This is a genomic window from Desmospora profundinema (assembly GCF_031454155.1).
GTDB classification, from domain to species: domain Bacteria; phylum Bacillota; class Bacilli; order Thermoactinomycetales; family DSM-45169; genus Desmospora; species Desmospora profundinema.
The window spans coordinates 111,984-135,605 of sequence record NZ_JAVDQG010000003.1 but is presented as its reverse complement, the minus strand read 5'-3'; the positions used below and the strand labels follow the sequence as shown (position 1 = coordinate 135,605).

At 54.8% G+C, this 23,622-nt stretch carries 22 protein-coding genes; 3 read left to right on the top strand and 19 right to left on the bottom strand.

Going from position 1 to position 23,622, the window contains the following annotated elements:
* Positions 1-5: 5 nt before the first annotated feature.
* The 9 genes from JOE21_RS07020 to JOE21_RS06980 all read right to left on the bottom strand — a co-directional run bounded on the left by JOE21_RS07020 (position 6) and on the right by JOE21_RS06980 (position 9,203).
* Positions 6-1,451 carry a phage tail protein gene (locus tag JOE21_RS07020; RefSeq protein ID WP_309864173.1) on the bottom strand — a complete coding sequence of 482 codons (1,446 nt, stop codon included), beginning with the start codon at positions 1,449-1,451 and terminating at the stop codon, positions 6-8.
* A gap of 12 nt (positions 1,452-1,463) precedes the next feature.
* Positions 1,464-3,107 carry a glycosyl hydrolase family 28-related protein gene (locus JOE21_RS07015; RefSeq protein WP_309864171.1) on the bottom strand — a complete coding sequence of 548 codons (1,644 nt, stop codon included), beginning with the start codon at positions 3,105-3,107 and terminating at the stop codon, positions 1,464-1,466.
* A 13-nt stretch (positions 3,108-3,120) separates the two neighbouring features.
* Positions 3,121-5,436, bottom strand: coding sequence for a hypothetical protein (locus JOE21_RS07010; protein ID WP_309864168.1), 2,316 nt, complete (start codon positions 5,434-5,436; stop codon positions 3,121-3,123).
* A gap of 1 nt (position 5,437) precedes the next feature.
* Positions 5,438-6,832 carry a phage tail protein gene (locus JOE21_RS07005; RefSeq protein ID WP_309864166.1) on the bottom strand — a complete coding sequence of 465 codons (1,395 nt, stop codon included), beginning with the start codon at positions 6,830-6,832 and terminating at the stop codon, positions 5,438-5,440.
* A 237-nt stretch (positions 6,833-7,069) separates the two neighbouring features.
* On the bottom strand, positions 7,070-7,273 hold the full coding sequence (locus JOE21_RS07000; RefSeq protein ID WP_309864164.1) for a hypothetical protein: 204 nt from the start codon (positions 7,271-7,273) through the stop codon (positions 7,070-7,072).
* A 29-nt stretch (positions 7,274-7,302) separates the two neighbouring features.
* Positions 7,303-7,671 (bottom strand): hypothetical protein, encoded by a 369-nt coding sequence (locus tag JOE21_RS06995; protein WP_309864161.1) that lies wholly within the window; start codon positions 7,669-7,671, stop codon positions 7,303-7,305.
* A 45-nt stretch (positions 7,672-7,716) separates the two neighbouring features.
* Entirely contained in the window at positions 7,717-8,142 is a 426-nt protein-coding gene (locus tag JOE21_RS06990) for a phage tail tube protein (protein ID WP_309864159.1), read from the bottom strand.
* Positions 8,143-8,171: 29 nt separating this feature from the next.
* Entirely contained in the window at positions 8,172-8,573 is a 402-nt protein-coding gene (locus JOE21_RS06985) for a DUF3168 domain-containing protein (RefSeq protein WP_309864156.1), read from the bottom strand.
* Positions 8,574-8,681: 108 nt separating this feature from the next.
* Positions 8,682-9,203 (bottom strand): sigma factor-like helix-turn-helix DNA-binding protein, encoded by a 522-nt coding sequence (locus tag JOE21_RS06980; RefSeq protein ID WP_309864153.1) that lies wholly within the window; start codon positions 9,201-9,203, stop codon positions 8,682-8,684.
* A gap of 363 nt (positions 9,204-9,566) precedes the next feature.
* Here JOE21_RS06980 and JOE21_RS06975 point away from each other — a divergent pair, with 363 nt between their 5' ends.
* Positions 9,567-10,052 carry a GNAT family N-acetyltransferase gene (locus tag JOE21_RS06975; protein ID WP_309864151.1) on the top strand — a complete coding sequence of 162 codons (486 nt, stop codon included), beginning with the start codon at positions 9,567-9,569 and terminating at the stop codon, positions 10,050-10,052.
* Positions 10,053-10,112: 60 nt separating this feature from the next.
* Entirely contained in the window at positions 10,113-10,400 is a 288-nt protein-coding gene (locus JOE21_RS06970; RefSeq protein ID WP_309864148.1) for a helix-turn-helix domain-containing protein, read from the top strand.
* 538 nt (positions 10,401-10,938) lie between these two features.
* Here JOE21_RS06970 and kamE read toward each other — a convergent pair.
* The 7 genes from kamE to JOE21_RS06935 all read right to left on the bottom strand — a co-directional run bounded on the left by kamE (position 10,939) and on the right by JOE21_RS06935 (position 19,877).
* Complete coding sequence (gene kamE, locus JOE21_RS06965) at positions 10,939-11,694, bottom strand: lysine 5,6-aminomutase subunit beta (protein WP_309864146.1); 756 nt, start codon at positions 11,692-11,694, stop codon at positions 10,939-10,941.
* Positions 11,669-13,276, bottom strand: coding sequence for a lysine 5,6-aminomutase subunit alpha (gene kamD, locus JOE21_RS06960; protein WP_309864144.1), 1,608 nt, complete (start codon positions 13,274-13,276; stop codon positions 11,669-11,671). The genes kamE and kamD overlap by 26 nt, the downstream gene beginning before the upstream one ends.
* On the bottom strand, positions 13,239-14,867 hold the full coding sequence (gene kamC, locus JOE21_RS06955; protein WP_309864959.1) for a lysine 5,6-aminomutase reactivase ATPase KamC: 1,629 nt from the start codon (positions 14,865-14,867) through the stop codon (positions 13,239-13,241). The genes kamD and kamC overlap by 38 nt, the downstream gene beginning before the upstream one ends.
* Positions 14,860-15,912, bottom strand: a complete 1,053-nt coding sequence (kamB, locus tag JOE21_RS06950) for a lysine 5,6-aminomutase reactivase subunit KamB (protein WP_309864142.1) — start codon at positions 15,910-15,912, stop codon at positions 14,860-14,862. Before kamB ends, kamC begins: the two co-directional genes overlap by 8 nt.
* Before the next feature lie 10 nt (positions 15,913-15,922).
* On the bottom strand, positions 15,923-17,233 hold the full coding sequence (gene kamA, locus JOE21_RS06945) for a lysine 2,3-aminomutase (RefSeq protein WP_309864139.1): 1,311 nt from the start codon (positions 17,231-17,233) through the stop codon (positions 15,923-15,925).
* A gap of 52 nt (positions 17,234-17,285) precedes the next feature.
* Positions 17,286-18,350 carry an L-erythro-3,5-diaminohexanoate dehydrogenase gene (kdd, locus tag JOE21_RS06940; protein ID WP_309864137.1) on the bottom strand — a complete coding sequence of 355 codons (1,065 nt, stop codon included), beginning with the start codon at positions 18,348-18,350 and terminating at the stop codon, positions 17,286-17,288.
* 144 nt (positions 18,351-18,494) lie between these two features.
* Positions 18,495-19,877 (bottom strand): sigma-54 interaction domain-containing protein, encoded by a 1,383-nt coding sequence (locus JOE21_RS06935; protein ID WP_309864133.1) that lies wholly within the window; start codon positions 19,875-19,877, stop codon positions 18,495-18,497.
* A gap of 125 nt (positions 19,878-20,002) precedes the next feature.
* Between JOE21_RS06935 and JOE21_RS06930 the strand changes: the two genes are divergently transcribed.
* Positions 20,003-20,371, top strand: a complete 369-nt coding sequence (locus JOE21_RS06930; protein WP_309864131.1) for a hypothetical protein — start codon at positions 20,003-20,005, stop codon at positions 20,369-20,371.
* A 511-nt stretch (positions 20,372-20,882) separates the two neighbouring features.
* Here JOE21_RS06930 and JOE21_RS06925 read toward each other — a convergent pair.
* The 3 genes from JOE21_RS06925 to JOE21_RS06915 all read right to left on the bottom strand — a co-directional run bounded on the left by JOE21_RS06925 (position 20,883) and on the right by JOE21_RS06915 (position 23,608).
* Positions 20,883-21,302 (bottom strand): hypothetical protein, encoded by a 420-nt coding sequence (locus JOE21_RS06925; RefSeq protein WP_309864128.1) that lies wholly within the window; start codon positions 21,300-21,302, stop codon positions 20,883-20,885.
* Positions 21,303-21,416: 114 nt separating this feature from the next.
* Positions 21,417-22,184, bottom strand: coding sequence for an SDR family NAD(P)-dependent oxidoreductase (locus JOE21_RS06920; protein WP_309864125.1), 768 nt, complete (start codon positions 22,182-22,184; stop codon positions 21,417-21,419).
* Between the two features lie 23 nt (positions 22,185-22,207).
* Positions 22,208-23,608 carry a glutamine synthetase family protein gene (locus JOE21_RS06915; RefSeq protein ID WP_309864122.1) on the bottom strand — a complete coding sequence of 467 codons (1,401 nt, stop codon included), beginning with the start codon at positions 23,606-23,608 and terminating at the stop codon, positions 22,208-22,210.
* Positions 23,609-23,622: the final 14 nt, after the last annotated feature.

Sequence of the window (23,622 nt, the reverse complement as noted above, 5' to 3'; positions counted from 1 at the left end):
TATCATCAACGTTCAAAAAAGCTTTTAATGTCCAAGGACGCATCCAACTGGAGTGAACCGTTGGTACGAAAATCCACCGTGTTCCACCGGCCGATCTGCAAATAGTTTCCTATCTCCAACTCTCGTTGCACCGCGTTTGAGCTGTCCACCGGGGTTCCGTTCACGGTAACGGTGATGCTGCTAGACAGCGGATCCTCCGTCTCTCCTTCCGCCTCGGATCCCTCCCGAAAAAGACGGGCATAGTTGATCCGGGTGATCGCGGAATCCAAGCGGAAACGCAACCGCGCCGTTTCGGTGCCGCCGATCTCGTGAGAAAGGGCATAATTGGCCGTAAACACAAAACCGCGGTCATACAACGTGGTTTTCAATCGGTCCTGAATGCCGGTAACGATATCGGCCCAGGTTCGTTTTCGCTCCGACAACTCAATCCCGATCTCATGCCGTTTGCCCTCATCCCAATTTCGTGACACTTTGACCAGCCGCTCCTGAATGTCCAACCCCATTTGCGGATGGTGAATCCGGATCTCATCGCCCACTTCCGGAACCCGGCCTCGATAGGGCCGTTCCCCCCATTCATCCCGCCACTGTGATAGATCGATCATCGCGGTTTCATAAGCGACAGAAGGATGTTTATGTTCTTCCAGGCGGCGTTGAGCCGCCCTTCTCAGTGTGTCGGGGTTTTTATAACGTTCATCCTCCCACACCTGCTCGATCACGCCGTAATCCCGGACGGTATCCGCCTCCAGGTACTCCACCCCTCCGTTGACCGAAGCGATCGTCACCCGGTTTTCTCCTTCGCCTGCTCCCAGCGGGATGATACGAGTGAAATGCTCGGTCGTATCGGACAGAAAACGGATAAATCCCATGTTTTTCTGATACCGGATCTCCGGACCGATATCGCCTTGCCGTCGAACCCAATGGAGTGTCAGCTCATCCGGGTCCACGTAAATGTCTCCGCCCAGTGTATCCCGCAGAGCGTGTATGGCATCGAGGAGGGGTTCTCGGGAAAAGTCGATGGAAATTTCTTCGGCCATTTCCACCGTTCCCAGGCGAATCAACGGTTGCAGGTTTAATAACTCTTGCAGAATCACCCATGCACGGGTTCGTGAGTAAGAGCGCACACCCACGTTGTATCGGGAGAGGTGATGCATCACCCCGTAACATTTGACATGAGCGGTCCGATCCCCGGAGCTCTCCTCACTCCGTTCAATCTGATAGGGCTGCCCGGTAAACCAATAGCGCCCGCCTTCTTCCCAGCGAATAAAGGTTTGATGTTGCAAAAAAGACAGGGCATCATTCTGCCGGAAGGACAAAGACTCGATCTCCAAGGATTCCATCGCCATCGAAAATTCAAATTCGCCGGATTGGTTTAGCGCATTCGTCTGCTTATTATCCCAGGTGTCCCAGATCCGTCCGATCGGATTTAAGTTCAAATCACATACTTCAATCATCCGGATGCCCTCCTAGGTACGGTTGCCGGCCGTCGTCACCGTACGCAATCCATTGTCTTGGATGGGGGAGGCCTGACCACCGTTGAGAGCATCGTTGTTGGTAACCATATTGTCTTGGCATGTATTGGTGACTCGGATTCCCCACTCGGGAAACCCCCCGGACCTTCGCACCGTGTTTTTCTGAACATTATTCCGATGGGAGCTGGTCACCAGAGAGAGGTTTCCCACTCCTGCACCGCTTCGTCCATTGCCGTGAGCCAGATTATCATGGACCACATTATCGTTGCTGCTGTTTAACACAATCCCGTTTTGCTGGGCATGATAGACGATATTTCCGCTTACCTGGCTGTTATTCATCCCTAGTACGGAGATCCCTTGGTTTCCGGCTTCCCGAATCAGATTGCCGCGGATAATTACTCGGTCCGTGTATTCCACATAAATTCCGTTAACCGCTGTGGAATCCACCACATTTCCCTCGATAATCACATCGTGGATGGAAACCCCGCTGTCGCCGTTGACCCAGATGCCGTGCCCCAATGACGGGTCGGTTGTTTTGGTGATGGTATTTCCCTGGATGACGTAAAACCCGCTCGGACTGGCATCCACTCCAATCCCGGGCCGCATTTCGATCGCCATCCGGACGTTTTCAAATGTGTTCCCGATGACGGCTGCATGCTTATATTGATAGCCCCGAATCGCCTGCCCGGTCAGGTTCCGAAAGTGGTTTCCAATGATCCGGATGTTGGTGTGAAACACTCCAGCCGTGGCACTGTGGCTACCGACTCCCCGGTTCCAATCCTCAAACGTACAGCCGGTGATCAAGATATTGTCACAGGGCGTGTCGTCATAGTTCCCGTAATACGGGAACTGAGAAGCGCTTTTCGCCAGATCCAGCTGCACCGCCTCTGTAAACCGCACCCCCTGGAATCCCTTAAACAAACAATGGATCACAGAAGCGTTTTGGACAGCGTTAAGCTCGATGCAGTGACTGTTGTAATTGTCCAACATCCGGGTATCCCGGATGACGATGTCTTTGGCGTGACCAAACATGATATGGGTAAAGGAAGAGGGGAATTGGGTTCCGTTTCCATTCCAGGTGCCTCCGCAGATCTCTACATGCTGAACTCCGTCATACTCGTCCACGTTTCCAATCCCCGAGATGATCATCGGGGAAAACGCCCCCGCCCGGATGATCGCAACCTGTGAGGACAATTTCAACCGTGTATAACTGTAGATCCGCAGAGGGGCCTTAATGGCATAACTCCCGTCCGGAACATAGACTTCCCCTCCGCCATATTCCCGGGCTTTATCCAATGCCGCCTGGATGGCGGCGGAATCATCCGTCACCCCGTCTCCCGCAGCCCCGTACTCCCGTACATTGATGATTTTCAGATCCCGATTCTCCAACTCACCCAGTCGATTTTGCGTCTCCACGATTTGTTGTTCGGCATGTTCCACCCGGGCATCGGCGGTTTCCCCGATATATTGGAATGTAGTGGAGGAACGCAGTCCGATCACTTCACCATCCGTCGTTCCTCCCGCTTCCAGGACATCCAAGCGGTTTTTCAAGTCCGTGTTCCGGTCGGCATTGTAGTTAAATTTCTCCTTCCAATCAACCAGTGTGTCTCGGTTCTCAATCTTCCGATATGCTGGCATCAGTTCTCCCCCTTTAGATCAACCGCTTCCGGTTTTTGATGATCAGCTTTCCTTCTCTTTCTGAGGTGAGAGTTAGCCCCACTTGATACAAACGGTGGAGTTTTGTCGCGTCATATGTCTGGAACCGGACCCGATACCGCAGCCTGGCCCCGGTCAAATCGGTATCCGGACCAATTCCGGGAAGGGTCCCGTCATAGGCGACCGGCTCAAACATCGTCCACTCCCCTCCGAGAAACAAACTGGATTCAAAGATCACGGAACCCCCCGCACTCTGCTCGAAATCCAGCTGCCCATGCCGAATGGTTCGATCCGTGGAAATATCCAACGAAGCAGACGTATATTCCCCACCCGATTTCGGCGTCATCTCTCGATTCGGTAAAAGGAGATAGGAAGTGATCCCGTCCGCTTTCGGTTCCCGTTGGATATCATAGGGAAGCGGTGCAGCAGTGGTAATCTTCACGCTGTTGATCTTGTGGTTCCATTGCAGCAGTCCGTCACGGTGACCGATTTGAAACTGATCGGCCGTTTCCAGATCCAGCGGATGGTTGGTAAGACGGGCATCGGTCCCGTCCGTTTGCTGAGCGATCTCTCCGTCCAGGTATACCTCCATGGTGTGATTCTGCCATCGTACCTCCCAGTAATGCCAACCCGCCTCTGGAGTCAATATTTCAAACAACAAACCATCCGTCGTTTCCACATTCATGGTTCCATTGTCCCGCCGATTCAACTGAAGACCGCTCCCCGGCGGGGTCAGCTGCCACAAACAGCCCCTTCTGTTGGACCCATCCTCATATGCCCATACGCCGATCGATCCTTCCCCATTGTGAAAGAGACCGGTATTTTCCACTGTCAACGTTTCCGCCGCTTTTGTTCCATCGCGGTGCCATCCCCAGACATGCGGCGTCTTGGTGAGCATCGGCATGACGGCTTCGTATTCACAGTTTTGGCGTTGCGTGCCGCCGTCGTATAGGACATAAGCCCGAACAGAAGCCGTATTTGCAGGGGCGACAGCGGTAACGGAATAGCTGTCAAACTCATCACTCAGCTGTGAGGTGACATCGTTGGTCACAGCGGAATTGCTGATAAAGGTTTGACTGCTGTCATAAAAAGACAGGCGCAATTCCGCATAATCCACCGCCCCCGCTTTTCGAAGAAAAGTCTGAAGGGTAATGGTTTCACCGGGAGCGGCTGCGACGCTTTGATACAGCCAAACCCGGCTCTTCCCTGCATCCGCTGAGGCCTGTAGGGTTCGTGCCACTCCCTGATTGTTGCCGGTTGGGGAAATGCCGGCAGATGTGACCCAAGTGGACAGGCTATTCCAGTCCGCATGGGAAAGGTGCTGGGTGACTGCCTCTTCTATCCGGATCGCCTGCCGAAACCGGCCCTCTGTCAAACGCGGTTGATCCGGCCCCACTTCGGTTCCGTCGTCATGGTAACCGTCGGAAGGGCGTAAAAAAGCAGGTGCCGCCCGGATTCGTGATTCCACCGCCCCACCCGTTTCCGTGTCCCCGCCGATTCTCAAGTTTTGCATCTCTCCAGCTCGAAAATCATTTTCCGTATCGTGAATGATCTTTTTCACCACTTCATCCGGCTTGTGGTAATGAAGACGCAACAACTGATACCCGTGGGGAATCACCACTTGATCACCGGTGAGAAGGACACTTTGATCCGTTCCATTTTCCCGTGCTTTCAGCGTGTTAAAATCCAGCTGGATCTTCCGACGGCTTCGGCCCTTATACATGGCGGTGGAATCGCCAGCCAACACGGTGGGATAATCCACCCCATTCAGTTCGAGGACGGGAGAAAGATCCATCCCCTCGTTAAAATATGGAATCACCGCCGTAGAGCCGGTCAGGTCATATTCAGTCCGAACCGGGACAATCGGCATCTGAAAATGGATATCCCGATTATCCGGGTGAATCTCGTCGTCCCGCCACCGCCGAAAAGCGTAATTCCGGTGCAGCTGCACCGATATCTCAACCGTTCCGAGCTGCCGATGCTGCCCTTTTGTGGGAAGCTGGACCACCTGCGCCACATAAAAACGATCATCCTCTTCAGCCAGGATGATCCTCAGCGGCAACCGGGAATGGTACAGTTTGTTGGCGAATTTGGTTAAGTCGTTGTGATAATCCCGCCCGCGGTACACATAAGAGAGGGAAAAGGAACGCTCTCCTTGTTGCGGTTGAAAAAACAGCGGGTCACTACCGGGGATCGGCGTGGATTCCATTTCCAGCGCGATTCGATCCAGCTCGACCCAGCCGACCTGGCGGAAGGAAAAGTCAAGAGAATCAAATGATCCGTCACGGCTTTCAAAGATCGTCCCTTGCATCTTATCTCACCCTTCCCATGGACGCCTGCAGATCCAGGGTTAATTCCCGGCGCACCGTCGGCATGATTTTTTCTCCATCCAGTGAGATGTGGATCTCCATCGGCTGCCGGATCGAAGGAGGAGTCGATCCCGCCTCATTCTGTCCGACGATCGCCAGGGTAGACGCCACATCGGTTGCCGCCGTGCGCACATCGGGAACACCCGCTTGAATCCCTGCGGTAAACATCTCCATAAAATTGGGGGCCCAGCGATGGGACGTACGTCCCGGTCCCCGTTTTGTCGGGGAGGAGAAGCCGAGGAAATCACCGACCACTCCAACCACGTCCCCCACCACCCCTGACAGCTTGCCCAGCATCCCTTTAATCCCGTCGATAAACCCTTTAATCAGATTTTTCCCCCAGGTAACAGCCTTAGCAGGAAGACCGCCCAGCATGTTGTTAAATGTGTTTACTATGCCTTTCAAGACATTCCCCGTAGCGGTCCGCAAGGTATTTAACGCTCCCCGCCAATCTCCCGTGATCAACTGGGCGACCGCCTTGACAATCCCCATGATCGCGGTCAGAGCCGTGGATATAAACCCTTTAATCCCGTTCCATACGAACATCGTCACCGCCTGGATCAGCATCCAAGCCATTCGGATAGTTCCCGCAATCGCCGCCATCACGACGGAGATAAAAGGTTGGATCCATCCCCACACCCGCCGCACCGCAGCCATGATAAGCTCGCCATTCTCCTGCCAAAACGCTTGAATTCTTTGCAACTGGGATTGAAAAAACTCGGTGACCGCTGTCATCACGCTTTGAACAATTCCTTGGATAAAGGTGAGAGCCGTGTTAAAAGCCTCTTTGATCGCTAACCAGACCGTGTCCACCACCTCACGGAACCAGGAAAACCGATTATATGCCTGAATGAGCGCATATCCTAAAAGGGCGAATATGGCAAGGATAGCCACAATGGCCGCGACAATCGCCAACACCGGTGCCAGTGCCGACCACTCCGCGACCGCCAGGGCCACAAACGCGGAAGCCAAGCTGGCGATCACCGGCAGCAATCCCAATAAAACAATCATGAATGTTCCGGCAAATACCAAAAACGTCTGGATCGGTGCCGGAAGCTGATTAAACGCGTCCACAAAGTCCTTTACAACGTTAATCACCGTTAAAATGGCGGGCGCCAGCGCCTCCCCGATGTTTTCCTTCGCCAGATTCAATGACTCCTGCAACTGACCGAAGGCTTCATTCACTTCCGGACTGGCTGCCACCGACAATCCCAGCACCACCGTAATCGTTCCACCCACGGAAGTAGCCGCCGCCTTCAGCTGAGAATTCACCTTGTCCATCGCCTCGGACAATCCTTTGATCTTTTTATTGAATTCCACTTCATTGGAAGCAGTCATGTCTTTTTTTCACCTCTTCCTAACCGGAGATCTGTACCCGACTGTGGATGACAGTCAGTAATGATAAAAAGAAAAAAGGGGCGTAAAGCCCCACGCTGCTGACAAATCATGACGGGACGGTCGGGGTGGTTTTCCGCCTCCGCTCCAATGCGTGGCAAGTCGCTCGCCGGAAAACCACCCCTCCCTGTTTTAACCAGCCCAGTATCTTTGTCATCAAACTGAAGGTGTCAAGCCCCCTCATCCCTTCCTGGCCTCCATTAAGCGGGTGAACTGGCGTTCCCGCTCCTCCATGGCCATGTTTCGTTCCTTGCCCAACAGCTTTTTCACGGTCACCTTTTTCTTCAGATGAACGTTCATCAGATTGGCGGCATGCCAGGCCAGCCGGTGCATTTCGAGGTCCACCCGCTCCTGATATCCTTCCGTCAGATCCTGAAGTTCCAACGGTGTCAGGCGCCAAAATTCATCGGGCTTTAGGCCGAGCGGCCCGAAGGCGAGGCGTTTGGCTTCCGCCCAGTTCCATTCGGACCGCCCTTCCCGTTTTTTCCCCCACCTTGCGGAAACGCCGCTGTCAAAGCTTCCGTCACCTTCTCCGTAATCTCCTCGATCCGCGCCAGATCGATCAACTCACCTGTATCCCGCAGGGTCAAACCCGGATCTTCGTGGAGAAGGCCCGCCCACACCATCGCCCGCAGCTCCCGCATGCCGACGGTGCCGTCGTTTAGTTGCGTCACCGGTTTTCCGAGGGCGTCTTCCAGTTCGGAGAGGGCGTTTAGATCAAATTTCAATCGCCGTTTCTTATCTAAAGTCACATCTACAACCCCGCGCTGTTTGTTTGCCATGGTTCTCCTCCTTTAAGGTTTGGATCATTCCGGTATCAGACAAGCTTAAGCAGCCGTCACCTGACCGAGAGCACCGGAGCCCCGGAACGTGGCGGAGATGGAAACGACATCGTCGGCCGCATTGCTCACTTCCCACGAAGTGATGAAGGCCTGGCCTTCATACCCCTCATTGCCGCTCTCATCGCTGGGAAACAGGCGTACCATCACAGTTTCGCCCTGAACCAAGGCGCTATAGAGCTGATCTTGGCCCGCATCCGCGAGTAGATAAATGCCTTCCGCTTCCAGCTCCCACTCTTTTAATCCAGGGATATATTCCATCCACCCGTTACTGGAAAAACTACTGGCTTCTAGTTCCTCCTGACTGATGGTCAAAGTCGCCTCTCTCATCTCGGCGATCATTTGATAGGTATTGCCTTCGTCAACGGAAATGGATAAACTTCCTTTAAATCCGGGAATCGCTTGTGTCGCCATCGTCGAACACTCCTCTTATCATGGTTTTTTTAGTAGAGTAAACGGTAAGAGACGGTCCCTTTCCGATTGGGATGATCCGGGTTTGTACCCGCTTCACTCTCCATATAACGGCAAGGGATCTTTCCATTGTCGGCCCCGGTTAACTCCTGGTCCGCGAGCAGCCGGTTTAGATCATCCAGAATCCCGTTGGCCTCGCCAAATCCCGTCGTGTCGGACCAGATCACGAGCGTCACGGTCACTTCTTCCCTCAAACGGGACAAGGTGCGGATGGAAGAAGAACGAACCCCGCCGAATGCGATATAGGGAAGCGGCTGTCCCTCCGGCGCTTCATCGAACACCCCCGTCACCTTGGCCATCAACACTTCGTCTGAACGCAGACGAGTCAAAATCGTTTGCCGGATCGGCTCCAATGCACTGTACGTATGTGCCACCTCCTTGCGAATGAGAATACGAACATATGTTCGTATTCATCTGTAGGTGGTTTTCGTATGGCAGAGGGAAGAAACCGATGTCATGAAGGTTCAAACCCGTCATCTCGGTCAACGAACACGTTTCAATCCAGAGGAATCACCGGGATGCAGTCTTCCCTCTGCCACTGCCTGACGAAGCTTTTTTTCCGCACGCCTGACATAGGACTGAACGGTGGACTTGGAGCAATGCAGGAGGGAGGCGGCCCGTCCAAAACTAAGGGCTTGTCCCCTTACGGCCACAAAAGCTTCATATTCACTATCAGAAAGCAGTTTGGGCAATTGCTCCAGCCACTGAGGGGAACGGCTTGTTCCGGCAGGTTTTAGATTTTCTCGCCATTCGATTTTTCGTTTCGCCTTTTCGGAAAGCCGGCTCCACAGCACTTCCCGTTGATCATAAGACCGATTCTCCATCCCGCGCCGGTTTCCGGGTTGACATCCGTTGGACAGCCACTCGATCACCCACACCAGGTCCCGTTCCATATCGTTTAGCAAACGGCGGTCCGCTTCTCCACGCGGCCCTTTCGGCAGATTTTTTTTCGCCTTTCGCACTCGTTCCAACGACTCCCGGTATTCTTGGATCCATTCTTTCATCCGATCACCCCTAAGTAGATTTTCCATAACAATTAAAATACGAACATACGTTCGGTTTTTTGGGTAAAAAAATAGGCTTTACCCTTTGCTATCCAGATAAAAAGACATATGTTTGGTCCGTGTGGAGTAAAGAAGATGGCGGGAACCATCTACATAACACGATTTGAAATTCTCCTGGTATCGATTAGTTATAGGATACACAAAGTAGACACCTAAATCAAGAACATATGTTCTCTTTTATACCAAACACATTCTTTCCACATCTTCAAAAAAGGGTAATATGCTGTAACGGCGAATGATTTTGGAGGGAAAAAGAAGGTCCCGATTGTCATACAAAAAACGAGTTTACATTCAGGGGATGTGATGGATATAGATTACCATGTTTACAAGGCTGCTGAGGAAGAAAAAGATATACTGAAAAACCTTATGCAATTTTACTTCTATGACTTCTCTGAGTATGTTAAATCCGATGTTGAGGAGACTGGTCTATTCGGGGAATATACCCATCTCGACGACTATTGGACAGACAAAAATAACCGCTTTCCTTACTTCGTGAAGATAAATGGAAAATATGCTGGGTTTGTACTCGTTCGACTCATTCAATCAGAAGAAAAGAGTGTTTTTTCAATCGCCGAATTTTTTATCATGAAGAAATACCGTCACTCCGGTCTAGGGAGGAATGTGGCACACACCATGTTCGATTTGCATAAGGGCAAATGGGAAGTGTTCCAAATCGAGAGGAATATCCCAGCACAACATTTTTGGAGAAAAGTCATTGCTGAGTATACGAAGGGGTTGTTTACGGAGCGGGTTGAGCAAGGAAGAATCATACAAGTGTTCGTAAGCTAAGTAGGGACGTTTATTTCGTATACTTTCCATGCCAGATCGACGATTCAGGGAGGATCAAATATGGACTTTTTTATGCTAGGTTTTGGAATTGCTGTAGCCGGATACTTTGTTGGAAATGGATTGAGTAATTTTAATCAAGGGACAAAAAGTGGTTTTGATCTATTGGACGAAGAAGATGAGCACAAACTGATTCCAGAAAGTGATGTTCACTATTTTCTTGGTGTAACCAAAGAAGATGCAAAAGTACTCATTCAAGAACACCCTGATATTCCTCATATTCAATTAAACGGAAAGGTATATTTTCCAAAATCCAAATTACGGGAATGGTTATTGAAGATAGGAAGTTAGTTATATGCGAAAGGGATCGATGCAGGGAAAGCCAAGAGGAAGGCGCTCGGTGGTTTCCGACAAACACTGACTTGTTCAGGGGATCCCTCTCCGCAAAAATCCGGCCCTTTTTTTGAGTCCGGGAATTGTCAAACGGTGTGTTGGATACTATAATAAGGGTAAGAAAGTCGAGGCGTTGTCCCACTCACCGGGACCGGAGCTCATCTAAGTTGCCGCTTAGATGAGCTTTTCTACATCCGGCCTATCGAGTGAGGGATGCTATTTGCCCCGATGCTTGGATCGGTAGTCATACCACCAATCCAAGCCGAGGCGGACGGCTGCGACGATCGCAACCAATAAAGCAGCGATTTCGCCCATCGTCCCACCCCCTTTCGCCATCACCTGGCCCCAGGAGTGAGACTTCGATCTTTCTTACCCTTATCAATATTCTAGCATTGGAGCCATCAGTATTCTATAAAAACCGTCGATCTCCTTAAAGATCGCGGTTTTTTACATCACAGAATGAAAAAGACCGCCCCGAATGGGAACGGCCTTCCGCCTATTGGATCCTCCCTTCCATTCGCCGCTTCAACTCGTGCACGATAAAAGAAGCCACATCCGGTGCGAGGGAACCGGGGCCAAAGCCGGCGTCGTAGCCCAGCTCCAGAGCCATCTCATGATTGATGCGGGGACCGCCGCAAATGAGGATGAGCCGTTCGCGGATGCCTTCCGCTTCCGCCAATTCCACCAGCTCGGTCAGGTTTTGGATGTGTACGCCTTTTTGGGTGACCACCTGGGAGACCAGGATCGCATCGGCATCCAGTTCCAGCGCGCGGGCGAGCATCTCCTCGTTGGGAACCTGGCTGCCCAGGTTGTAGGCATCGATTTCCGGATATCGTTCCAAGCCGTACTCCCCGTTGTACCCCTTCATGTTCATGATGGCGTCGATGCCGACGGTGTGAGCATCCGTACCGGTGCAGGCTCCGATCACTACCACCTTGCGCCCGATCTCTTCTCGAATCAAACGGTTGACGCCATAGAAATCCATCCGTTCCGAGTCCACTTTGGGGACCCGAATCGAGGTGAAGTCAATCGTATGGACCAGACGACCGTAAACGATAAAGTAGGTGTAGTTTTCCCCCAGGTCCGCCATGTGGTAAACCTGGGGTTCTTCAATCCCCATCCGGGCCGCCAACTGCCGCGCCGCCTCCCGGGCCTCTTCTCCGCAAGGAACCGGCAGCGAAAAACTGAGCTGGACCGCTCCATCGTCCAGGGTATCCCCATAAGGCTTAATTCGCTTGAAATCCAGGCTCATGCATGTCCGCCCCCTCCCGTTGGGCCAGGCCAACCCGCTTTCTCAGCTCGATTTCAAAGGGGTTGTAATAATGATCTCCTTTCTCCACCACCCCTGCCAACCCTTTGCCGCTTTTCAGCCCGCGTTTGACGTCTGCCAGCATCCCCCGTTCCAAGGCTTGAAACAAGCCGATTTGTTCCACTTCTTCCAACATGGCCAAAGCCTTGGCCAGCACGTCCCTCGCCCGGTTCTCCACGCGGCCGTTGGGACGAAATAGGATCTCTTCGCCAAGATGACGGGCGTTGTTAAAAATGTACTTGGCATTTTCAATCGCCAACTGGCGGTCATGGATGTGCGGGGTATGCATCGCCTCCGTCATCATCCCCAGCAATTGGACCCCTTGACCCGTCCAGACACCGGCCAGGTTGAACATTGCATCCTGGATGTGCCCTTTGAAAATGTTGCCCGTCATATGTTTGGTGGGCGGCATGTATTTCAGCGGCGCCTCGGGGAAAATCTGACGAGCCATCTGTGCCTGAGCTAGTTCCATCAGAAAGCCGTCCTCCAAGCCGGGATCCATCTCAAAGGCGTGACCCAGCCCCATCTGCTCCGGCGGCAAGCCTGCCAGCCTTGCAAACTGCTCATTGATAAACTGAGAAGCGAGTACGGTATGGGCCGCTTCCACCGCATCGGCGGTGGTCAGGTAGTTGTCTTCCCCCGTGTTGATCATAATACCGGCGTAACCGTTGATCATGCGGGAGAAGGATTGGTCAATCAAAGTGCGCTGCATGTTGATGTCCCGGAACAAAATACCGTACAGAGCGTCGTTCAGCATGACATCCAACCGTTCCAGCGCCCCCATCGCGGCAATCTCCGGCATACAGAGGCCCGAGCAATAATTGCAAAGCCGGATATATCGCCCCTCTTCCCGCCCCACCTTATCCAACGCCTGCCGCATGATGCGGAAATTTTCCTGGGTGGCGTACGTGCCGCCGAATCCTTCCCGGGTTTCCCCGTAGGGAACATAATCGATCAGGGATTGGCCCGTGCTGCGGATGACAGCTACGATGTCCGCCCCCTGACGGGCGGCGGAACGGCCTTGAACCGCATCCTCGCGAATATCGCCGGTAGCGACGATCACATACAGATACGGCTGGCGTCCTTCTCCCCACGTTTGGAGCAAATGCTCCCGCTCCCGGCGTCGATCCCGAATCCGGTTCAGCCCCGCCATCGCCCATTCCCGCCCTTTTTTCCGGATGATTTCCTCCTCCGCCCATGGAAGTGTCCCCAGGTCGATCGTGTCGGTGCCCACCCGTTCCGCCACCGTTTGCGGATCCACGCCCAACTGGAGGGAAGCGTTGATCACCCAGGGCGCCACGCCGCGATCCAATCCATCCCGCTCCCGTACGTGGTCCACCAGGACGTTGGGCAGGGGGATTCCTTCCCCATCTACTCCGTCCACCCCCATCAATCGCAGCACCGTTCGTTCCACCGCCACCGTGGTCCGCTTGGCGATCCATCCGTCCACGTTTTGCGCGATGCGTGCAGCGGCTTGACGGGCCTGTTTAATCTGATTTTCGTCCAACCGCAGTTTGGCTTCCATCCCCTTCCTCCTCTCTGAGCAGCGTCCCTTTGATCCGTCTCCGCGCCCCTTCCAACACGTTTGGCGCTAGTCCCAATCCCTCGGCGATGAGGAGGGCCTGGCGAGGAACCCCCTCCCCGGCACCGGGGAGCAGTCGGTAATCCACCGATACACCGCCATCGTCCTTCCATGTGTGCGGATTTTTCAGACCGGCCGTACGGTAAATACGAATTCCCGCCACCTCCAACACCTCGCGAAAATGGGTGGACTGAAACGACCAGAACGGGGAGGCGGCCAAGGCTTCCGCCACCGCCGCTGCCAAAGCCGCTCCCTCGTCGGGATTGGTTCCGCGGCCCACTTCGTCTAACAGCAACAACCCGCCGTCCGTCCGGTTCATCCCCTCCGCCACTCGCACCACCTCGGCAGCAAAGGTGCTGAGACCATCCCGTTCATCCTGGCCGTCCCCGATTACCGCCCGAATCCAGGAAACCAGGGGCATCCGACAGGAACGAGCCGGCACAAAAAAGCCGAACTGACCCAGAGCGGCAATCAGCCCCACCGTCTTTATAGCCATCGTTTTCCCCCCCATATTGGGGCCGATCACTACCGTCGCCCCCCGATCGATCGTCACATCAAGCGGGGTAAACGTACGCCCCTGCCGTGCTAGTGCTGACGCTGTCAAGGGATGAACCGCCCCCTCCAGGCGGAAAGCATCTGCATCTAGGCGGGGACGGATCCCGTTCCATTCCCGGGCAGTCTGAATACGAGCCCACTGAAGATCAATCCGGACCACTTCTAAGAGCATCTGCCGCAGATTATGGAGATGGGGGCGCATCTGTTCCGCCAGAGAGGCGAGCACTTCCTGTTCCACCTGTTCCAATTCTTCTTCCGCTTGTTGACGACGGGAGAAAGCCTGTCGTCCCCGATCCGTACCAAGCGGACGGAACACCCCTTCAAAGGGAGTCTCCCGCACCCGCTCCACCCGAGGATCCGACAGCAAGGCTCGATAAGGAACGCTCTCTCTTTCCACGATCCACTCCCCGTCCCTGTTCCGTCTCACATGATGCTGCCGTTCCACCTCACGGGCCCGTTCCTCTTCGGCATCCATCCGTTCCCTCTCCCATTGGGCTACCTTCCGCCTCAACGAAGACAGTCGGGGATCAAGGGCGTCATCCAGAGCAAAGGACGGTTGTGCCACCGGGCCGGGGTTTACAATACGCCACACCGCTTCCCAGGCTTTGCGATCACGCAGAATCGACTCTCTCTCTCCCAACGGCCACTCGGCTGCCAGCTTTCGGCCATGCCATACCAGCGCCTTTAACCGGAACCAGCCTACAATCGGCGGAACCCCTCCCCGTTCCAATTGGGTTACCACCGGTTCTACATCGGGGATTCTGGAAAGGCTTTCCCCCACGCGGCTCTCCCAGTCCGGATCTTGTTCCGCTCGCTTTAGGCAACGCTCCTGTTCATCCAAATGGCATTCCCAAGTTGCCACTTCAGTAGGCATAAATGGGGACAGCGCTTTCTTCGCACGCTGCCCCATCGGGGTAAGCGGTCGGAATCGATCCCATATCTCCGCCCACCGAAGCGCCCGCCGGGACTGGTTATCCATCCACGGCACCGGTTTCTCCCTCCTTTCGCAGCACGGAGTAGGGCCAGCCCTCGCGTTTGACGTCCACCACGGGAACGGGGTGAACCACCTCCCCGATCCGTTCACACAGAGAACGGGGGTTCAGTCCATATCCATCGGGAGAAACCGGATTGACTGCCCAAGCCCGCAAGCGGAGCGGACGTAAATAGCCCAACTGCCCCCCGATGCGAAACCAACGGCGCAAACCGCTTCGAGAAACAAAACAGCGGGTGGGATCGGACAGGATCAACTCCAGCGGACGTTTGCTCCGCAACAACATCGCCAGGCCGGACTCTGTCAACGCACCGGGAACGGCCAATCCGGTCCATTCTTCCCGTTCCAGTTCCCGCTGCCACTCTTCCCCCTGCATGAGCAGGGAGGGATAGGGAAGGGGAACAATCGCTTCTCCCCGCACCCCCACCAACCGGCCCGTAGTACGGGCTTTCATCCCCGCCTGCCGCAGCACAGGATCCGTTGCCGCCGGTAAACCGGCGACAGACCACCAATGGGATACCCCTTTCACGACCTCATCCAATGACGGCCCCATGACCGCACCGGCGACGGCCACAGCCGTATCGGTCAACCAGGGATCACCAGCCACCTTGCGATCGTAGGCGCCATCCACCAGGGCCAGCTCCACCCCCAGGCGATCCATCCGTTTCAACACCTCCGACACACCCCGGCTGCGATGAACTCCGGCCAACTTAACCGTTGTCGTTGTGCGGGCACGGGCGATCATCACCGGCCCCAGCGGGGAATGGATGCCGGTTTCCTCCACCCACTCCCAATCTCCCTTCTCGATCTCCAACAGGGAGGCCGCGGTCGCCACCCATCCATCAGCAGGAACCTGAATGGGCGGCTTCTCCCGCAGACTCCATACGTCCCACTTCTCCCCATCCACTCCGACGCTGACGAGCCCCACCCTCACCCGGTCCCTGTCGGCCCGTTCTGCCATCGCGTTGAGGACGGTGGTCTTTCCCACATTTTTCGCCAGGCCGAACACCGCACAGGATTGGATCCGCTTCATTCCAACATCCTCAAGTGGTGGATTTGGCGGCAGCGGCCGCTTTGGGCACCTTGCGTTTCCGCCGCTCAAAGTCACCACGACGTTCCTCTCGGTAGAGGACTTTGGGCTCCAGATTGAGACGCTCATCAGCCATCAGAGAGGCGACCCCAGCGTTTCTACCAGCTGCATCGCGGCAAAAGTCGCAATTTTCTTTGTCGTGCTCCTGATAGTTCCGCGGCTCGGGATAAGAGGTGATCACTCCTTCAAAGTTACGCAGGATGGTCTTCTGAGAGCTTTGTGAGACGACGTAGTTGGGCATGACGGGGATTTTACCGCCGCCGCCGGGAGCGTCAACCACAAAAGTGGGCACCGAGTAACCGGAGGTATGACCCCGCAGGTATTCCATGATTTCCAATCCCTTGGAAATGGGGGCGCGGAAGTGGCCGATGCCTTCGGACAAGTCGCACTGATAGATATAGTAGGGACGGACCCGGATTTTGACCAATTCGTAGTTCAATTTTTTCATCACATGTGGGCAGTCATTGATCCCGGCCAGGATGACAGCCTGATTCCCCAGGGGAACACCGGCATCTGCCAGCATTTCACAAGCCCGCTTTGCTTCCGGTGTCAGCTCCTTGGGATGGTTAAAGTGGGTGTTGAGCCAAACCGGGTGATATTTTTTCAAAATGGTGCAGAGATCCTCCGTGATTCGTTGCGGAAACACCACCGGGGCGCGGGTGCCGATGCGGATAATCTCCAAATGGGGAATGTCCCGCAAGTTCTTCAGCAGATACTCCAGGATGCGGTCGTTAACCAGCAGCCCGTCCCCGCCGGACAAGAGAACATCCCGTACCTCCGGTGTGTTGCGGATGTAATCGATACAGGCATCCATCTGCTTCTTGGGAACGCCCATCCCGATCTGACCGGAAAAACGGCGGCGGGTGCAATACCGGCAATACATGGAGCACTGGTTGGTGATGAGGAACAATACCCGGTCCGGATACCGATGGGTTAATCCCGGAACCGGGGAATCCGTATCCTCCAACAGGGGATCCTCCATATCGTAGCGCGTCTGTTCCAATTCAGTGGAGATGGGAACCGACTGCATCCGGATCGGATCGGAGGGATCATCAGGGTCCATCTGCAGCGCGTAATAAGGGGTGATATTCAGCGGGATCGTCTGGTTGGCGATCCCCACGCCTCCGGTTTCATCCGGAGTGAGATTGATCACCTTCTCCAGATCTTCCATCTTGCGAATGGTATGGGTCAACTGCCACAACCAATCATTCCACTGCTCCTCCGTTACGTCTTTCCACAGTTCCACTTCGCGCCAATCTCGCATGCGATTCCACCCTTTCATCGTATTATCGGGATCGTAATAGAAACATGCAGCATCAACCGTGAACAGGCGCAGCGTAGCGGGACTGGAACAACCGCAGAAGATCCGGCCTCTCCCGTAAGGTGTTTAGAGCCAGGTCTGCATGTCCAGGGGCGTACCCGTTGCCGATCCACATCCGCACATCCCGCCCCACTCCTTCCGCCCCGAGGGCGGCCGCTGTGAAACGAATCGCGGTGCTGAAAAAGTAGACCCCTCCGCCGTCACGGGTCGCCAAGATGGAGGAGAGCTCGGTATCCGTCACATTGACGCAATTGATCGTCCAATCGGCCAACCCGCCCCCGGTAGCCGCCTCCACCGCCTCCAGCACGGCTACGGGATTGCGCGCATCCACCTGAATCACATTATCCGCCAGTTGTAACCGACGAATCTCGTCACACGCTTCCTGTCGTGACTCCAGCGCAAGCAGACATCCGGAATCGCCCAGCCGCCGCCGGGCCTGGGCGAGGCACAACAATCCCGATTTCCCCCCGGCTCCCAGCACCACTACCGTCTGGCCCCGTCCTACGATCCGGGCGGTTTGAGCAGGAGCGCCGCATACATCCAGCACAGCCAGGGACAGATGTTCCGGCAAATCATGCGGCAACAGGGCGAACGGACCGCTTGCGAACAGGACCGCCTTCCCCTGGACCCGCACCTGCCCCGTTTTCATATCCACCTCATCAATCGAGACCAGATGAAGCGGGGTGAGGGTAAGAGAGACCAGTGTAGCCAAGCGATCACCTTTGCACAGCCGGTCGGCACCGGGAAAGCGGGCTCCCACTTCGAAGACGGTACCGATCAACATCCCGCCGGAACCGGTGACGGGGTTATGCATCTTTCCCCGTTCCGCCACAATCGCCGCAATCCGATCCTTTACCTTTTCGGGATCCTGTCCGGCCGCTTCTTTCAGCTGGTTGAAGGAGGCGGAGTCGATATTGAGACATTGCACATCAATCAAGAGTTCCCGATCCCGGCACACCGGTTCCGCATCCACTTTCCACGCCGGTTGCGGCAACATTCCCCGAGGCTCGATCACCCGGTGCAACCCCAACGGATGCGATTGATCCCCAAGTAATTCCATTCCAACGATTCACCTCCCCGATAACGGTCACATAAGTAATACTGCAATTCTTGTGCCAATGGTTCGGTGGCTTTCAAACGCATGATGAGCCGTTTCCACACCAAAAAAGGCGCCGAATTTTCAGCACCTCTCCTTCCATCAAGATCAACGCATCTCCCATTTTTTTAGCTTATACTGGAGTGTTTGGCGGGGAATCCCCAGGCGGCAGGCTGCCTGTCTGACATTGCCACTGGTTGCCGCAAGGGCTTGCCGGATTGCTTCCCTTTCCATGGACTCCAGCCAAAGGGGAAGAGGCATTTCCGCCTCACCCGGCTTAGCCAGGGACCGATCCTCATCGAGGTGGGGCGGCAGATGCTCCATCTCGATCCGGTCTCCCTCCACTTGGTTCATCGCCCCTTCAATCGCATGTTCCAACTCCCGCACATTACCAGGCCAGGCATAACGCTGAAACCGATCCGCTACTTCCGGGGAAACATCCGTCACCAGCGTGCCGAACTGATAGTTGAGCTTACGAATAAAGTGACGGGTCAACAAGGGGATGTCCCCCGGCCGCTCCCGCAGGGGGGGAAGTTGAATACGAACCACATGCAACCGATAAAACAAATCCTTACGCAGCCTCCCCTCCTTCAGACTGACGACAGGATCCTCATTGGTGGCAGCCAAAATGCGGACATCGACAGGGCGCAACCGCACATCCCCCACCCGCCGCACCATCTGATCCTCCAACACCCGCAGCAGTTTCGCCTGCAGTTCCACCGGCATCGTGTGGATTTCGTCCAGAAAGAGGGTTCCTCCAGCCGCCAGCTCAAACAACCCCGGCCGATCCTCCGCCCCTGTGAACGCTCCCTTGGCCGTTCCGAACAAAACCCCTTCCAGCAAGGAGGCGGGGATGGCGGCACAGTTCTGAGCGATAAACGGCTGCCCCTTACGAGGGGAACCGGAGTGGATCGATTGCACCACCAATTCCTTCCCTGTTCCCGTCTCTCCCACCACCAGAACGGGAGAGCGGGTGGCGGTCGCCCGCCGTGCCCGCAGAATCTCTCGTTCCATGGCCGGATCCTGGGTTATGATCTGGTCAAAGCGGTAGAGTTCCTGCCCCTGTACAGGTGATTTACGGACGCCGGCCCCCACCCGCTGCTCCAGATCGATCAGTCGTTCCGACAGCTCCTGAATCCGCGTCACATCCTTGGCCACCTCCAACGCCCCTACCAGCCGACCTTCCACTACTAACGGCAATGTCGTATTAACGGTGACGATCCGCTCACCATGCCGGTTGGCATAGGCCTGCTGCTGATTGTAAATGGGCTTGCCCGTCTCCAACACCTTGATCAATGTGCTGGTCTTGGGAGTAAGGGAAGGGAACACCTCCAGCACGTGCACCCCGGTCACCTCCTCCCGGGAGAGGCCGTCCAGCGCCGCTGCCTGTTCGTTGTAAAACACCGTGATTCCATCCACATCCACCACGTGAATCCCCTCATCGATCGAACGTAGCACTTCCAACAACATCCCTTGCTGCAATCGGTCCATCTCGATCCCTCCCCCGTACAAGCTGCCGAATCGCCGTCATAATGTGCCGAAAATTCGTCATCTTCATTTTAGGTGAAGGATTCGTTATAGTCTAGATGCAACCACGCTTTCCGGAGGGATGGAACATGGCATGGACCGAGGAAGAACGGGAGGAAATAAAAAACGAGCTGTGGCCGCGGGTGAAAGATCCTTCCCTGCCGGCACGGGAACAAATGGAAGCGGCGATGGGGATCTTGGAGGCGTATTGGAACCAGAGTGTGGAGTTTTGGTACGACCGGAACTGGGACGAACGCCACCCCAGCTACAAGCGGTATGGGGCCGGATTCCTCGCCCATCATGCCCACCTGTTTCCTGAAGCGATCCGAGCAGGATTGATCCGCCATTTTGGAACGAATCCCGATCTGCTGGTGCCGGGCCATATCCGATGGGCTCCGGAGGGGAGTCCGGAAAGAAAAGCGATGGAGGCGGAGTTAAAAGCGGAGAACCCGGAATGAAAACGATGATTTGATTCTTTTATCTATCGGCATTGCATTCGCTATCAAGCTATTCCTGCTTCTGTGCTTGAAGACAGCAGAAAAAAAACGGATTCCGAATCGATCATAAAGAAACCTAGAAATTGATCCTCCATGGTGGATGATAATAAACTTGGAACCTCTCAGAGATTCAATTGAATCGAAAAAATGGGTTCTTTTTTGTTTGCGTCCAATATTCCTCGCATGGACAGAAGATTATATCCTGATCAACCTTTTTTGCATAGATAGATAAAAAGTAAAGGAGGTTGAAAAACAGTGGCTGTCAAAACCCGTCAAATTAGTAGCGGTATCATCGGGCAGACGCCCGGAACGATCAACGTTCGCCCTGGGACTGCATTCAATCTAGCCTGTGTTTTCTTCGGCTTACAAGTAGCCAGGATCCGGTTAAGACCCGGTGATTTCATCACCGTGACCTGTTTGGGAAGAAGAGTGGTTGTTTTTAACTCATTCTTCGCTTTCAACCGGGGTACCATCAATCTCCGCAGGGGAGAATTTGTAACCTTCTTCGGAAGCTTCTTCTAAGGAGTGTCTGACCCTGTCGTCCCAGCGCCCACAAAATGGTGAGAAGTGGGCCTGGATCTACATATGGAACATCCCCGCCGGTACGGGTTACCCGACCCGGTCCGATAAGTGATAGAGCCGACATCCCGCTTGAACATCGAACATGCGGGCAGTAGAAAATGGCCAAACAAAAGGTTCCCAGGATGACGATGATAAGCGGGATATGGAAGCCCAGGAACGGCAGGCTGTATTTGACCACACTGTACAGGGACAACAGTCCCAAAGCGAGGGCGATACCTCGCATGACCGGGTAATAGACGCGAAAGGGCCGCTCCAGATGGGGCTCTTTTTTGCGCAGAATGAAGAGGGAGATCATGCTGAGGCAATACATGAGTACGGCTCCGAAGACGGAGAGGATAATGAGGGGGACTCCCGCTCGCATTTCCTAAAAATGAAATTGATGTAAAAAATCGTAATGATCAGAACGGCCCTCCTGTTTTACCGTTTAAAAATAGTTGCTGGTAATGCCTCCATCAATGTGGATGATGGAGCCGTTGGTCCATTCCGCTTCATCGGAGGCCAGATAAACCGCGCAATGAACGATGTCTTCCGCCCGTCCAAAGCGGCCGCTGGGCTGTCGGCTGAGCCGGATCTGGCGCGCCTGTTCATCCTGAAGCAGCCAATCGGTCATCAGCGGGGTCTCGATGGGACCGGGACAGATGGCATTGCTTCGAATCCCCTGGGGTCGAAACTGGATGGCCAGCGATTTGGTCAGGGATACGACGGCCCCCTTGGAAGCGGTGTAAGCATCCTGGGGTACGCTGCATCCCATGAAGGCGACAAAGGAAGCGATGTTGATAATCGATCCCTTCCCCTGATCCATCATCCGAGGGATGGTGTGTTTACACATCAGATAGATCCCTTTGACATTGATTCCGTAGACCCGGTCCCAGACCGCCTCCTCCGTGTCAATCACCGATCGGTCATCCGGCGGCATGATACCGGCGTTGTTATAAAGCACCTCCACGGGTCCGAGTGACTGAACGGCCCGTTCTACCGCCTGTTTGACACTCTCCTCGCTTGCAACGTCACAGTGAAAATACTCCGCCGCCCCCCCGGCTGCCTGAATTTCCGCCGCTGTCTGCCTTCCTGCCGTTTCATCGATCTCCAGCACAGCGACGTTGGCTCCTTCCTCCGCAAACATGCGAGCCGCCGTCTTTCCCATTCCCCCGCCCGCCCCGGTAATGAGGCAGACTTTCTCTTTCAACCGCATCGTTTCCCCTCCCTCTCTATCGATCATCCCTGTTCAAAATACCGAGCCCGCTCCCAATTGGTCACAACCGCATCATAAGCTTGCTGTTCCAGTTTGGCCGCATGGCCGTAATGGTAGTGAACGCCTTCTCCAAACACCTTTTTCACCACTTCACTTTCCTCCCAGCAACGGATCGCTTCATACAGGGATCCCGGGATCCGGGGAGCATCCACCGCATGATAAGCATTCCCCTTTCCCTCAACCGACAGGTCCAGTTTCTCTTCGATTCCGGAAAGCCCCGCCCCTATCATGGCGGCATAGGCCAGATAGGGGTTGATGTCCGCCCCCGTGATCCGGTTCTCAAAACGTAAGCTCTGTTTCTCGCCCACGATCCGAAACCCCGCTGATCGATTGTCCCGGCTCCACACAATATGGACGGGAGCCCAGCTCTCAGGGGCAAACCGTTTGTAGGAGTTGATATTAGGAGCGAAGCAAAGGGAGAAATCCCGGGTGTATTTCATCACACCAGCCAGGAAATGGCCCATGATCGGTGATAGATTTCCCGGCTCGACACCTTCTTGGTAAAATCGGTTTTCTTTCTCCTCCCGATCCCACAGGCTGATGTGGATGTGGCCGCTGGAACCGGTCCAGCGGTGATCCGGTTTGGCCATAAACGTGAGGGAAACCCCTTCTCCCATCCCGATCTCCTTGGCTCCGTGTTTGAATAACACGTGCCGGTCGGCGGAAGTGAGAGCGTCGGCATACCGGATGTTGACCTCATGCTGCCCAATCCAGGCTTCCCCCTTGGAAGACTCGATGGGAATACCTGCCTGGGACATCCACGTCCGCAGCTTGTGATAAACCGGTTCATTGCGGGTAGCCTGCAACAGGTTGTAATCCTCGTTATAGTGACCAGCCGCCTGCATCGTCTCGTACCCATTGTCGTGAATCGCTTCATACGTCTCCTTCATCAGGTAAAATTCCAGCTCGCTAGCCATCAAGAGGCGGTAACCCGCTTGTTCGGCCCGCTCAATCTGCTTCTTCAGCACACTGCGGGGAGCCACCTCAATCGATTCTCCCGTTTTTTCATCCACCGCATCCGCCAAAACCAACGCCGTCTTATCCAGCCAGGGAATCAGCCTCAGGGTCTCCCAAGCCGGTCGGGCCAGCCAGTCTCCGTAACCGCCGTTCCAGTTCATATGGCGATAGCCCGCCGGTGTGCCCATCTCCATATCCGTTCCGAGCAGGTAATTGCAAAAATGGGTGCCGTGAGCCATCACACTTTCCAGAAAAAAATCTCCCGTCACCCGTTTGCCCATTAATCGCCCCTGCATATCGCAGATGGCGATAATGACGGTGTCCACGCGTCCGTCGCCGATCCGCTCTACCAGTTCCTCTTTGGAAAGAAGCCCCTTATTACCGATAGCCTCGACCGTACGGTCCATCTGATCACTCTCCT

Coding starts and splice junctions, on each gene's coding strand:
- JOE21_RS07020 (WP_309864173.1), bottom strand. CDS start 1,451: ATGATTGAAGTATGTGATTTGAACTTAAATCCGATCGGACGGATCTGG.
- JOE21_RS07015 (WP_309864171.1), bottom strand. CDS start 3,107: ATGCCAGCATATCGGAAGATTGAGAACCGAGACACACTGGTTGATTGG.
- JOE21_RS07010 (WP_309864168.1), bottom strand. CDS start 5,436: ATGCAAGGGACGATCTTTGAAAGCCGTGACGGATCATTTGATTCTCTT.
- JOE21_RS07005 (WP_309864166.1), bottom strand. CDS start 6,832: ATGACTGCTTCCAATGAAGTGGAATTCAATAAAAAGATCAAAGGATTG.
- JOE21_RS06995 (WP_309864161.1), bottom strand. CDS start 7,671: ATGGCAAACAAACAGCGCGGGGTTGTAGATGTGACTTTAGATAAGAAA.
- JOE21_RS06990 (WP_309864159.1), bottom strand. CDS start 8,142: ATGGCGACACAAGCGATTCCCGGATTTAAAGGAAGTTTATCCATTTCC.
- JOE21_RS06980 (WP_309864153.1), bottom strand. CDS start 9,203: ATGAAAGAATGGATCCAAGAATACCGGGAGTCGTTGGAACGAGTGCGA.
- JOE21_RS06975 (WP_309864151.1), top strand. CDS start 9,567: ATGGATATAGATTACCATGTTTACAAGGCTGCTGAGGAAGAAAAAGAT.
- JOE21_RS06970 (WP_309864148.1), top strand. CDS start 10,113: ATGGACTTTTTTATGCTAGGTTTTGGAATTGCTGTAGCCGGATACTTT.
- kamE (WP_309864146.1), bottom strand. CDS start 11,694: ATGAGCCTGGATTTCAAGCGAATTAAGCCTTATGGGGATACCCTGGAC.
- kamD (WP_309864144.1), bottom strand. CDS start 13,276: ATGGAAGCCAAACTGCGGTTGGACGAAAATCAGATTAAACAGGCCCGT.
- kamC (WP_309864959.1), bottom strand. CDS start 14,867: ATGGATAACCAGTCCCGGCGGGCGCTTCGGTGGGCGGAGATATGGGAT.
- kamB (WP_309864142.1), bottom strand. CDS start 15,912: ATGAAGCGGATCCAATCCTGTGCGGTGTTCGGCCTGGCGAAAAATGTG.
- kamA (WP_309864139.1), bottom strand. CDS start 17,233: ATGCGAGATTGGCGCGAAGTGGAACTGTGGAAAGACGTAACGGAGGAG.
- kdd (WP_309864137.1), bottom strand. CDS start 18,350: ATGGAATTACTTGGGGATCAATCGCATCCGTTGGGGTTGCACCGGGTG.
- JOE21_RS06935 (WP_309864133.1), bottom strand. CDS start 19,877: ATGGACCGATTGCAGCAAGGGATGTTGTTGGAAGTGCTACGTTCGATC.
- JOE21_RS06930 (WP_309864131.1), top strand. CDS start 20,003: ATGGCATGGACCGAGGAAGAACGGGAGGAAATAAAAAACGAGCTGTGG.
- JOE21_RS06925 (WP_309864128.1), bottom strand. CDS start 21,302: ATGTATTGCCTCAGCATGATCTCCCTCTTCATTCTGCGCAAAAAAGAG.
- JOE21_RS06920 (WP_309864125.1), bottom strand. CDS start 22,184: ATGCGGTTGAAAGAGAAAGTCTGCCTCATTACCGGGGCGGGCGGGGGA.
- JOE21_RS06915 (WP_309864122.1), bottom strand. CDS start 23,608: ATGGACCGTACGGTCGAGGCTATCGGTAATAAGGGGCTTCTTTCCAAA.